The sequence below is a fragment of the Faecalicatena orotica genome (assembly GCF_003149245.1).
Classification (GTDB): Bacteria; Bacillota; Clostridia; order Lachnospirales; family Lachnospiraceae; genus Faecalicatena_A; species Faecalicatena_A orotica.
The window spans coordinates 250,739-263,619 of record NZ_QGDL01000004.1 but is presented as its reverse complement, the minus strand read 5'-3'; the positions used below and the strand labels follow the sequence as shown (position 1 = coordinate 263,619).

Genomic DNA, 12,881 nt, shown 5'->3' with positions numbered 1-12,881 from the left:
AATTTATCCATGAACAAAACAGAATTAGTAGCAGCTATTGCAGAAAGTGCAGAAATTTCTAAGAAAGACTCTGAAAAAGCATTAAAGGCTTTTATCGACGTGGTATCCGAGCAGTTAAAAAAAGGCGATAAAGTACAGTTAGTAGGATTTGGTACATTCGAAGTAAGCGAAAGAGCAGCAAGAGAAGGAAGAAATCCTCAGACAGGCAAGACAATGAAGATTGATGCATGCAAGGCACCGAAATTCAAAGCTGGAAAAGCTTTAAAAGACGCTGTTAACGCTTAATTGCTATTGAATCAATAAGATAAAACACATGAAAAAGCACTTGTAATGTATGCATTATAAGTGCTTTTATTAATGGAAGGATAAAGTATGAGGTTAGATAAGTTTTTAAAAGTTTCACGGCTTATCAAGAGACGCAGTGTTGCGAATGAAGCGTGTGATGCAGGGAGAGTGCTTGTCAACGGAACCGTGGCAAAGGCGTCCGTGAAAGTGAAGCCGGGGGATATTATTGAAATCCAGTTTGGAACAAAGACTGTTAAGGCAGAGGTGCTGGATATTCAGGACACAACGAAAAAAGAAGAGGCGAAAGAACTCTTCAGATATTTATAAAACTTTATGTATACGAATATTTCTATGAACGTAAGCATATTCAGGTAACCTGACTGCAGGTTTTTTGAATATGCTTATTTGATTTAACCGGAACAAGATGTAAAATCTTAAAAAAGTCCAAATTCAGAAAAAATCTTCAATTCTTAACTTTTATCACCAGTTAATTCCATAAATATTGTAAAATTTAGAAAAAGATATTCCTATGAGTTTTCTATGCCCTGATGGTAAAGTATAAACATGAAATACGCAGAGGCGTATTGGAAGAGAAAAGGAGGATGTTGTAATGAAAATGAAGAAGGTACTGGCAATCCTGCTGGCAGGAGCCATGACGATCGGGCTTATGGCCTGTTCAGGATCAGACAGCAAAGAGGCGGACTCTAAGGATACATCGGCCAAGAGCGAGGATAAGCTTACAATCTGGGCATGGGATGAGTCCTTTAATATCAAGGCCGCAAACGAGGCAAAGGAAATATATGCCGCAAAGAATCCTGATGTGGATGTAGAAGTGGTGACTATGGCTCAGGATGATATTGTAGCAAAGCTGAACACAAGTCTTTCATCAGGCTCCTATGACGGCCTGCCGGATATCGTTCTGATCGAGGATTACAGGATTCAGGGATATCTGAATGCATACCAGGACGATTTTTCAGACTTATCTGATATAGCGTCTGCCGGCGATTTTGCGGAGTACAAGACAGGGGTAAACCAGATTGACGGAAAGATGTATGGAGTCCCGTTTGACAGTGGGGTGGCGGCTATGTTTTACCGCACGGACCTGATCGAAGAGGCGGGATACACACAGGACGATATGAATGGCCTGACATGGGATAAATATATTGAGATTGGAAAAGCAGTGAAAGAAAAAACCGGGAAAGCCATGCTGACACTGGATCCGAGTGACCTGGGACAGATCCGTATGATGCTCCAGAGTGCAGGCGCATGGTATACGGATGCAGACGGTAAGGTAGATATCGCTGACAATCAGGCACTGAAAGATGCAATCACGACTTACAAAAATCTGGTTGACGCAGGGATTACAAAGACAACATCTGACTGGGACCAGTTCGTAGGAGCATTTAACAATGGAGAAGTTGCTTCCGTGCCGACAGGCTGCTGGATATCACCATCTGTGATGAAAGCAGAGGACCAGAGCGGTAAATGGGCAGTCGCTGCATTCCCGAAAATGGCTGAAAATGCAGATTCCGTCAATGCTTCCTCTATCGGCGGCGCCGGCTGGTATGTCCTGAAAAATGTTGGACATGAAGATACCGCAAAAGAATTTCTGAAAGAAACATTTGCATCCAATATCGACCTGATGAATCAGCTTGCAGTGGATATCAACCTTGTAAGTACGCTGAAGGCATCAAGTGAGGCTGAAAATTACAGCAAGGGTGTAGATTTTTATGGCGGACAGGAGATATTCGGTGACTTTGCAGAGTGGACAAATGAAGTTCCGTCTGTAAATTACGGAGAAGATACATATGCAATAGAAGATATGATGACAGAGGCTGTGCAGGCAATTATGGGCGGGGCTGATATGGATAAAACACTTGCAGATTACCAGACACAGGTTGAAGCAGCAGTAGCTCAATAATGGCATCATCCTAATAACAACAGCAGCCATTTACTTTTAGGGTGAATGGCTGCTGTCATGTAAGAAAGCGAGGGAAAGACGTGGCGGGACCAGTCGTTAAGAAAGAAATGAGCCCCCGGCTCAACCGGAGGGCGTGGGTGTTTATCATCCCCAGCATCATATTAATAGTTGCATTTGTATTCTACCCGATGATACAGGCATTTATCACTTCATTTGAGACAGGTACAGGAAATAAACTGGCCTTTGCAGGTATTAAAAACTATAAGAGGCTGCTTACGGACACCACATTCAGAAAAGCGCTGTTTAACACACTGATTTATCTGGTCGTGCAGGTGCCGATCATGATCCTTTTGGCACTGGCGATTTCATCTATGCTGAACAGTAAGCGGCTGAAGTTTAAAGGCCTGTTCAGAACAGCGATCTTTCTGCCCTGCGTGACTTCACTGGTTGCATATTCGATTATTTTCAAGAGCCTGTTTGCGACAGACGGCTTTGTAAATGTACTCCTGATGAATCTGCATGTGATCGCGGAGCCGATTTCCTGGATCACGGACCCGGTGTGGGCCAAGATTCTGATCATACTTGCAATTACGTGGCGGTGGACCGGTTACAATATGGTATTCTACCTCTCCGGCCTGCAGGGAATCGATGATTCTATTTATGAGGCGGCGGAGATCGACGGCGCCGGGGCTTTACAGAAATTTAAGAGTATCACACTACCTATGCTTAAACCGATCATCCTTTTTACGACGATCAACTCCACGATCGGTACACTGCAGCTGTTTGATGAGCCGATGAACATCACACAGGGCGGACCGGCCAATGCGACAATTACGATCTCGCAGTATATTTATAATATCCTGTTTAAGTACTCGCCGGATTTCGGATACGCGGCAGCAGTTTCCTATGTCATCGTAATCATGATCATGGTACTGTCTTTTATTCAGCTGAAAGTAGGTGATAAGAATGAGTAAAAAGGTATTACGTGTCTTACAATATGTGTTTCTGACGATTGCATCGATTGTATCGGTATTTCCTATTTTCTGGATGATCATCGCATCCACCAACCAGTCTGTGGATGTTACAAAAGGGACGTTAATGCCCGGCGGCTATTTTTTTGAAAATCTGAAGACGCTGCTTGCATCAGACCTCCAGTATACCGCGGCCTTTAAAAACTCACTTCTGATCGCAGTTGTGACGACCATTCTGGCAATGGTTGTTTCTTCGGCGGCAGGCTATGCATTTGTCATTTATAAATCCAGGGCGAGGGAAAGGGTCTTCAGCCTGATCCTTTTATCCATGATGATACCGTTCGCAGCACTCATGGTACCGTTATTCAGGCTGTTTAGTAAATTCAACAGCATGGGACCTTTGAAAGTAATCGCTTTGAATACACCAATGGCAGTCATCATCATCGCAATTGCCACTGCATTCCTGATCTTCTTTTTCAGGCAGAATACACAGAGTTTTCCGAAAGAGCTGATTGAGGCTGCAAGGATCGACGGTCTCGGAGAAGCTGGGATATTCTTCCGGATATTCATGCCGACTAACAAATCATGCTATGCAGCAGCCATTGTTGTTACTTTTATGACAAGCTGGAATAATTACCTCTGGCCCCTGATTGCCTTACAGTCACCGGAAAAGAGAACACTTCCTCTTGTAATTTCTGCAATGGGGTCCTCATATACACCGGATTATGGTATGATAATGACAGCAGTTGTGATCGCTACCATACCGACGGCGCTTATTTTCTTCTTAATGCAGAAACAGTTTGTTGCCGGCATGACAGGGTCTGTGAAAGGCTAGACGGCCATAGATTACGCAAAAAACCGGGCGGTGATTTTAAATGGATGATTATTGCAGAGTACTGATCATAGATGACGAGTTTATCATGCGTCAGGGAATGAAGCATATGCTGGAATGGGAAAAAGAGGGCTTTCAGATCGTTGGAGAGGCATCCAACGGTCAGGAGGGCCTCCTTTTGGTGGAGGAAAGAAAACCTCATATCGTGCTTACCGATATTGTCATGCCTGTTATTGACGGGATTGAGTTTTCAGATATTATGGGGAAACGCTACCCTGACATACAGCTTATCATATTAAGCAGTTACGATAAGTTTGAATATGTAAAAGCGACCCTGTTAAACGGGGCAGCGGACTATGTCCTGAAACCGACCCTCAACCCGGAAATTCTGCTGAATACGCTGCATAAGGCGGTTGACCGGATCCCCGGTTTTCAGCTGAACTCCAGAAAGGAAGTACCGTTTGCCGGTCAGGCGGAGAAATTTCTGCTGGGTTTTCAGGAAAAGCTTGATGAAGTAACTTTTTCACAGTGTTTCCCACATACGTTTTTCCGCCTGCTGGCGCTGAATGTCAGAGAGGCGGCGGGACGGCGCAAGGAGGAGATGTCTTCTGTACAGAATATGCTGGTATCATATTATAAAGAAAAAGAGGATTATGTTACACTTCCGGTATTTTTGAATGAAGGAATTCTCTGTGTCATTATCAATTACCGCAGGAAGGATGAACAGGCGGTCATAACAGACGCAGAAGATGTGTCAGGGCGGATATGCCGTGCCTATCCCCGGGCATTCCTTGTGTTGAGCCTGAACTTTACCGACAAGCAGGAGATGCGGCGTCATTACCGGCAGGAAGTGACAAAGGAGATGGCGCGTGCCTTCTATTATCCGGAAAGGCATCTGCTTATCACAAAGGGCTATCAGGAAGACGGGGCTGTCAGAAGATTTGAATTCGAGACTTATACGAGACTTTTAAGCCAGCGGCATCATGGAGAAGCGCTGGAAATGTTTGAGGAATATGTGAGATATCTTCTGAAGTGCCAGATGGAGGAGGAGAGGCTTAAGAATCTTGCGCGGAATCTTCTGTATAATTATCTGATTGAACTCGAGAATCATTTTTCAATAGACAGTGACAGCCTGAAAGAAAAGTATTTTGCAATGTTGGATGAGGCTGTGTGGCTGGATCGCTTTGAGGAGGCGCTGGATCAGATCATATCCGGTCTGAAACTGATTCTGGAACAGAACTGCAGTGCAGACGACGGGCGTATTATAGCAATGAAGCAATATGTGGCATCCCATTATCAGGAGCCCCTCGACCTGTCTGATATCGCAGAACAGTTCGGGCTTAGCTATCACTACCTGTCCTCGTATTTTAGCCAGACGGCAAAAGAAGGATTCAATGAATACCTGAACAAGTTAAGAATTGAGCATGCCATGAATCTCTTAAGGGAGAGCGATATGTCAATTGCTGAAATCGGATGCGCGGCAGGCTACTCGGAACACAGCTATTTCTGCAGGGTGTTTAAGAAAATGACAGGGGATACACCCAGTGGTTTCAGAAGAAGGGAAAAACTAAGGGAACGATGAAGAAGATACATGCAAACAGCCTGTTGTTTAAAGTAGTGGGAACCGTAATCATCGGTATTGTGATACTGGCGGTATTGCTCAGTGTCGTAAATATCACCATTTCCAAAAAGGTTTTTGTAGATAATTTTGCCGAGTCCCAGCAAAAGATTTTCAGCCAGATTGATAGTGAATTCTATGATTTTTACCGGGATATGACAGATATTATGTCCGCCATAAGCGGCAATGAAAATATGGAGACATATCTTACGAAGGTACAGAAGGATGAAACAGCCGTGATGGAAAACCGGTATCTTCTGAATGAGCAGCTGAAAAATTCAAAGATAACCGATTACAATGAAATCAGTGTCTTCATTCTGGGGCAGGACGGGAAAAGTTACCTGTGCAGTAAATCAGATATCTTTGCATCCGAAAAGGATGAAATCTGGAACAGTCGGGTGGCGGAAGCGGCAAGAGCCAATATGAATAAAATTATATGTAAATATGAACCATCCGGCTTTACGAATGTCATGAAGAGTGAGCCGGTTGTTATGATGGCTAAGGCCTGGTCCTACAGTAATACGGGGTACGCGGATGCAATTGCGTTTATTACAATTAAGGAAAGTGATATCCGCAGGATGTACAGTCATTTTACATCCAGAACGAGTGATATTGTGCTGCTGAATCAGGATAATGAAGTTATATCGTCTGATAACAGGGAGTTCTTCGAATCAGGGAATACAGTGTACCAGGAGCTTGACGAAGTTGTTGCAGCCATGACCGGACAAGAGGAAGACCGGAAAGAAATTAAAAAGAGCGGAAGCATCCGCACATACCTGATGCAGAAACTGCAGAGCACGAACTATAAGATTGTTGGAATCATTAATCCGGATGAGGCTTTTAAGGAACACTACAATGTGAATAATCTCGTGCTGCTTACGTTACTGATTTCGGCAGCAGTTGTTTGTCTGTTGATTTATTTTCTAAGGCAGCAGGCCAAGCCTCTGGGTGTTCTTGTGAAGGCTATGAAGAATTCGAAGGATAATGATTTCAAGGGACACGTACCGGTGGAGGGGACTTATGAAGTGCGGGAAGTGTCGGAAACATACAACAGGATGGTGGATGAACTCGATAAATATATCACCCAGCTGATCCGGGTTCAGGAAGATAAGCGTACTGCAGAGATCCATGCGCTCCAGATGCAGATAAACCCGCATTACATGTATAATACGCTGGCGAGCATCAAATGGCTCATCTGGCAGGGAGATGCCGGAAAATCCACGAAAGTAATAGATGCATTTATTTCTCTTTTGAGAAATGTGATCAGCAATTCGGATGAATTCGTAACAGTAGGGCAGGAAATAGAAAATCTGAACAATTACGTGCTGATCAATCAGGCACGCTATGGAGATGCCATAAAGGTAGAATTCTTTGTGATGCCCCAGTGCAATCACTATAAGGTACCGAAGCTGATCCTGCAGCCATTTGTAGAGAACGCCTTTTTCCATGCTTTTCCTGAGGGCAGGACAGGCCGGATTCAGGTATTTGTAAAAGAGACAGGGGGAAACCTGAAGTTTGACATCACCGACAACGGAGTCGGAATCAGGACAGAACAGCTCATGGCGCTCCATAAAAAAGAAAACCGGAAAAGTGAGCATTTCACAGGAATCGGGATTGGGAATGTGGATGACAGGATCAAACTAATCTATGGACTGGATTACGGAATCAATATATTCAGCGAAGAGGAAAAAGGCACAACGATAACGCTTGTCGTGCCAAAGAGGGAAAACTAAAAAAGAAACCCGTGACTATAGAGAACGGGGAGGGGAGATATCTCCGGCGGTGAGAGCCGGGGACAGACATCAGGGGCCCCTCTCCGTTTTTTTGCGCGGATTCTATTCCCTACAAGCCACGATCTGTATCTGGTGTTCCTGACAAAAATCTGTATACTCATTTCCCGGTGTCTGGTCCGTGATAATATAATCAATATCCTCCAGATGTGCATAGGTCATCAGGGAGAAGTGCCCGAATTTTGTGTGGTCCGCCAGAAGGTAGGACTCGCCCGTGTTTTCCATGACAGCTTTCTTTACGATGTATTCTTCTGTCGTGGCATTTGTAAGGCCGTTTTCTATGGTGGCCCCGGAGCATGCCATGAAGGCTTTTCCTATATTATATGTCTTAAGGTAATCTACGATTTCGCTTCCTACATAGGACAGGGTTTCTCGCTTTAATTTCCCGGGGAGGGAGATGATGTTCAGGTTCGGATAGGGCACGGCCTTCAGACATACCTGCAGGCTGTTGGTCAGGATGGTACACTGCCTGTCTGAAATATGGTCGACCATATTGAGGCACGTCGTGCCGGTGTCTATGTAGATGATATCCCCGTCTTTCACATATTGTGAAGCCAGCCTGCATATTTGATCTTTTTCTTCAGGGAGTGTGAAGTGGCGGGTCTCATAGGGGATCAGTTTGGGAGAAAGCCCGGATGCGGATACGGCTGTAACTCCGCCGTATACTTTCCGGATTACGCCCTTTTCTGCCAGCGAGTCAATGTCTCTGCGGATGGTATTCTTGGAAACCTTGAATTCCTCGCAGAGGACATCGAGGGTGACAGACTTCTCCCGCATAATATATTTTTCTATCAAATCAATTCTTTGTGTTCTCATAACAAGCTCCTTTTGAATGAAATTGATTCTTACAAAACACCAGTCTGTATTCTTCTAAATGCCAATGTTCCTACGATTCCGCATAAACCGAAAAGCATCAATAGCGTCCACATACTGATCTTGTTTTCATCTCCTGTTCCAATGTCCTTCTTTGCTGCTGTACCAGAATGTGTCCCTGCCCCTGGCACTGCCGCCGCTTTACCCTTCACTGTTACCTCTACTTTCGCCAGTTCTTCTCCAGCCCTTACAGTAATAGCAGCTTTTCCGCCAGAGGCGGCAGTAACCAGACCATTTTTATCCACATAAGCAATTTCCGGGTGACTGCTTTCATATAATACTGTCTGATCATAAGCATCGGCAGGAGTGATTTCAGAAGTAATCTGTCCTGTCTCACCGATATTTAATGTCATGTTATCTGGTGTAACTTTTAAAGTTTCAACGCCTTTTGCAGTAATGATTACCCGGCAGTTTGCGGTAACGGTCATATCTGCATCACTTTCTGCCGTAACGGTTACAATCCCCGGCTTTACAGCCTTAAGTACGAAAGCCTCTTCACCGCTTAAGCTGGTGCTCTGGTTCATTTGTACACTGTCTGCGTCACCGCTTATTTTCCAGTTAATCCTCGTGGAGGCGGGGTTCTGGCCGCCTCCAAGCACTGCTTTCAGATAAATTGGCTGCTCTGGCTGTTTGGCACCGAGCGATACATTTATTTCACTCTTATCAAGACTTAAGCTTGACGGGTAATCCACCGCATCTCCTCCAGTTCTTGCAAGATTATTTTCCACACAGGCAATCGCCGCAAACGTCCAGCAGGATCCAATCTGTCCCTGATTGCGCACCGGAGTCATGGTGCCTGTCTCCCGCAGGTCAAATCTTGACGGCAGATTTGTTACGGGCGCCGGGGCGCTGCTGTTATTTCCCATGTTTACCTTACGTGCACCGTATACGGATGGTGTCTCATCTTCTTCCGTTACTGGAACTACTGATTCCACCAGTTTCATTACCTTGGGAGAGAGTTCTTCCGGCTGCACAGGAGACTCCTGTCCACCCTGCAGGGATGTTTCCCGATAGTCCGGTGTCGTAACATCATAAGTATAGGCACGGATACAGGGATAATATCCCAGTATTCCTATATCCAGCCCTTCTTTGAAATCTTCATAGCCGTATGCCTTTCCTGCAATCCGTTCAACCTGCTGTCCTTCCGCTGCCCCGGTATCAGAACTGACGCAAATGGAAACGCTATTCTCCAAAAGTCCCTGAAACCGGATGATCACTTCAAAAGAGGTACCAGCCTCAATCAGTATCGGTGTCTCCAGGCGTTCCGTATAAAACCCTGCATATTTCTTTGTTCCTTCCGCCACCTTCTTCAGAGGTTCTTGTCCGGTTTCTCTTCCTGTTCTTACAAAGATCTCATAATGGCAGTTCGTCTGGCCGGTCTGGAAAGAAACAGCCCTTAAAAGTTCAGGCTTATCCCCGCATTCGAATACTTCGCTGACTGCAAGAGGGGAATTGCCTTGAAGGATGGCTACAAAGCCTTTTGTATCGTTTTTATATTGATGGTTATAAGCATCCGGCAGTTCATCTGCCATAAATACAGCCGCGAGATTACTCATCATATAGGCATCCTCATAGGAAAGATAAAAATAACCGTCTTCCCCTGCTCCTGTTCCCCAGGAATTTTTACAGATAAAGGCGCCGTTATTCTCCGGCTTTGGAGGTGCTGCCCCTGTGCGTTCTGCTATCATTTTGCTGCCTGTGAAATGATCCCGGCTGTAATTATCATCCCAGCCGGTGACGGTAATAATATGGCCGCCTCCTTCTGCTTCATATTCTGAACTCATTTTTTCCACATACAGGTTCTTCTTATCATCAGTTGCATGTCTGTAAGACCATAGAACGTAGATGTCTGCAGCGCCATAGCTGTACAGGGCATTCTTTATATTTGCTATAAAATTCTCACGGGTATCATTTGGCAGATACAATGCATTCTGCACATGGTACTGTGCTTTTTCGGCAGTACTTTGATATAGAGTCCCCTGAAACTCTTTCTCCAGATCAGCTCCATCAACTCCTTGGGATGGATATGGGTCATCCTCTTCTAACAGCGGCCCTTCCCAGCTGGAGAAATAAGCCATAGACATTTGAAAATGTCCTCCGCCGTTTGCTCCCATGTACCAGGCGGTCTCACTGCCCTTCTGGTTGAGCGCCCGGAGCATACTCATTTCGGATAAATCCAGGTTTTTGATATTCTCTGCTTTCATTTCCCGTTTTAGAGCCAGCTCATAGCTTTCCAGATCAGAACTGCTGTCGTCCAGACTCTTTACTTTTACATAATACTTTCCTGAGTTGGCGTTTGTGACACGAATGTTCTGGCTGTTTCCTTTTAACTCGGAGCTGCCTATCTCTTTTCTGTCCTTGTCAAAAAGTGTCAGGCCATAATTCCCCGATGCCGGCGGGGTAAGAGTAAGACTAAGATTCTCGGTGTTTTCAAGGGTAAATGTATACATATCCACATCTTCTGCCGTATGAAGAGTTCCCTTTAATACCGATGGAAAACTAAAGGACGCTGCCTGTTCAAAGTCATTATTCGGTTCATACCGGTCTCCGTCTTTTGTCTCTGTGCGGTATCGGAAAATACAGGGCAATCCGCTTTCAACTTCTGCATCTCCCTCCATCCTGCTTACTGCCTGGATGACGGTATCTCCGTTAACCGGAATGGGTGCTGTGTAAAGGGTCATATCTTCCAGGGCTGCAACACCTTCTTCTGTACTATAATAAATCCTGGCCCCCTCGGTTTCACAGGAAAGGGTTACAAAGGTTCCCTCCTGTACAAGCAGCGGCTGCATCTTATCTGTTATTTCCGGGGAGGCGGTAACCTTTGCCGGTCTTACATGGTACTCCCATGTATAAGCAGGAGAATATTTATCGTACATGGAATAATACGCACAGGCTTTCAGAACCATATTAGACCTAGCAGGAATTGGAGCTTCATACAGATTCCTTGATGAATCACTGTCTGCCGGGTCTGACCCGTCTGTTGTATAATAGATTACCGTATCCCTGCCGCGGGCACTTAAGGTAATCTTCTCTCCCGGCAGCAGATATTCTGGTTCTTTATCAGAGATAACTTCTTCCAGATCTGCCGCTGCATATTGAATATGTGTTCCATACCCTGCCGGTTCTATTTGTCCCGGACTGCTTACATAACAGGCTGAGCCGCCTCCCGGAATCTTATCCAGCCTTTCATTATTCCGTAGGGGGATGATGGGGTCTAATTCAATCTCATCAATAAGAGATGGATTCTCCTCATTTTTGGCGATACTGTACAGACCTTCTGACTGCCGGAGGAGAAGCGCCATATGATAATTCAAAAGCAGATTTTCAAATTCATCCGGTCCCTCATAGCCGATCAGTGTGAGTGCTTTCATAAGAGAATCTGTATTACAGATTCCGTGATCGCTGCCTTCCTCGCTGGCAGCCTTAAAAATCGTCTTATATATATTATTGCCTCCACCGTCAAGGCCTTCTGTCTGGGCGGCAAGATAACGGCCAAACAGATACCATTGTCCGTATGTGTCTGCCACCGGCGGTACATAGGATCCGGTAAACACGAAGGGATAGGCATACCCGCTTGTATTGATGGAATGGATTGCCTGATTTGCCTCAGGGGAGGCCTCATCATTGCCATAACCTGCCAGAGCCTGGGCATTTTCAGAAAATACCTCATTCAGCCATGTGTCCGAATATCCCAGGGTCTGGGCGAAATTAATCAAATGCTGGTTTTCATGTGCAATGGTGGGATACAGAATATCTGTTCCAAGAAATGTCTGATTAATGTGCAGTATATCCATCTGGCATCCGGAATCTCTATACTCTTCATACTCCCCGCCCAGACCAGATATGACATCCATCGGGTCGAAAAAGCCACATAGATCATCTTCTTTAAAAGGGTAGATGACAAAGGCGGTCTTCCTGTCATGATCTACATCGAACCCAAGCGAATCCCCAAAATTCTCAAGAAGCACAGGTGCTATACGGTCATCGATCTCCTGTACAAGCGCCTGGATCTTATCACTTTCTTCAGATACCAACTGCTCCGCATAATTCTTATCGGCCCAGATGGTACAGGTGTCCCCTGTGGCAATGACTGCAGCGGTGAATTTGTTATCTGTCAGTGTATCTCTATGGGATGCTGTTAGTATCTCCTTTTCGTCGCCTTCCTTGTAAGAAGAATCACTGAATACGGAAGGTATTTGGGGTAATTCTTCCAGTATTGGCATGTCCATTCTGTTTTCTTCCAGAATGGCCTGCATACCACACCGGGTTCCTTTTGATTCCTCCAACTGGTCTGGTGAGCGGCTCATTGTTCCTGCTGAATCCCATATGCTTTCAAGTCCTGTGGATTCCAGCGAATCATAAAATTTATTATCATCGTCAATCTCTGCATTTACATTGACAGCAACAATAACATCTCCTGTATAGGGAGATTCCCTGTCTACTTCAGAACTGGATGCAGATACCGGAATAACAGCAAGCAGACAGCTCATTAATAAAGCTGCAATCCGAACACCCCTTTTACAAACATCTTTTTTCATACTTTCTCCTTTGTTTATCCGTCTGGTGAATGTTAACCGGCCGGCTTATGATT

9 protein-coding genes are annotated in these 12,881 nt (G+C 45.1%); 7 read left to right on the top strand and 2 right to left on the bottom strand.

What is annotated here, in order from left to right; translation table 11 throughout:
- Nucleotides 1-9: 9 nt before the first annotated feature.
- The 7 genes from A8806_RS08705 (at nucleotide 10) to A8806_RS08675 (ending at nucleotide 7,360) form a co-directional block, all read left to right on the top strand.
- Nucleotides 10-285: an HU family DNA-binding protein gene (locus tag A8806_RS08705; RefSeq protein ID WP_109730800.1), complete on the top strand. Its 276-nt coding sequence runs from the start codon at nucleotides 10-12 to the stop codon at nucleotides 283-285.
- An 87-nt stretch (nucleotides 286-372) separates the two neighbouring features.
- Nucleotides 373-612 carry an RNA-binding S4 domain-containing protein gene (locus A8806_RS08700; RefSeq protein WP_109730799.1) on the top strand — a complete coding sequence of 80 codons (240 nt, stop codon included), beginning with the start codon at nucleotides 373-375 and terminating at the stop codon, nucleotides 610-612.
- Between the two features lie 283 nt (nucleotides 613-895).
- Entirely contained in the window at nucleotides 896-2,206 is a 1,311-nt protein-coding gene (locus A8806_RS08695; RefSeq protein WP_109730798.1) for an ABC transporter substrate-binding protein, read from the top strand.
- Nucleotides 2,207-2,313: 107 nt separating this feature from the next.
- Nucleotides 2,314-3,180, top strand: coding sequence for a carbohydrate ABC transporter permease (locus A8806_RS08690; RefSeq protein WP_109730852.1), 867 nt, complete (start codon nucleotides 2,314-2,316; stop codon nucleotides 3,178-3,180).
- Complete coding sequence (locus A8806_RS08685) at nucleotides 3,173-4,012, top strand: carbohydrate ABC transporter permease (protein ID WP_109730797.1); 840 nt, start codon at nucleotides 3,173-3,175, stop codon at nucleotides 4,010-4,012. The genes A8806_RS08690 and A8806_RS08685 overlap by 8 nt, the downstream gene beginning before the upstream one ends.
- Nucleotides 4,013-4,052: 40 nt before the next feature.
- A complete protein-coding gene (locus A8806_RS08680; protein WP_109730796.1) occupies nucleotides 4,053-5,591 on the top strand; it encodes a response regulator in 1,539 nt (512 codons plus the stop codon).
- A complete protein-coding gene (locus A8806_RS08675) occupies nucleotides 5,588-7,360 on the top strand; it encodes a sensor histidine kinase (RefSeq protein ID WP_109730795.1) in 1,773 nt (590 codons plus the stop codon). The genes A8806_RS08680 and A8806_RS08675 overlap by 4 nt, the downstream gene beginning before the upstream one ends.
- 102 nt (nucleotides 7,361-7,462) lie before the next feature.
- Here A8806_RS08675 and A8806_RS08670 read toward each other — a convergent pair whose 3' ends face one another.
- Both A8806_RS08670 and A8806_RS08665 read right to left on the bottom strand, forming a co-directional pair.
- The gene (locus tag A8806_RS08670) at nucleotides 7,463-8,233 is read right to left on the bottom strand and encodes a DeoR/GlpR family DNA-binding transcription regulator (protein ID WP_109730794.1); all 771 of its coding nucleotides are present in this window, start codon (nucleotides 8,231-8,233) and stop codon (nucleotides 7,463-7,465) included.
- Nucleotides 8,234-8,262: 29 nt separating this feature from the next.
- Nucleotides 8,263-12,828 (bottom strand): C1 family peptidase, encoded by a 4,566-nt coding sequence (locus tag A8806_RS08665; protein WP_109730793.1) that lies wholly within the window; start codon nucleotides 12,826-12,828, stop codon nucleotides 8,263-8,265.
- Nucleotides 12,829-12,881: the final 53 nt, after the last annotated feature.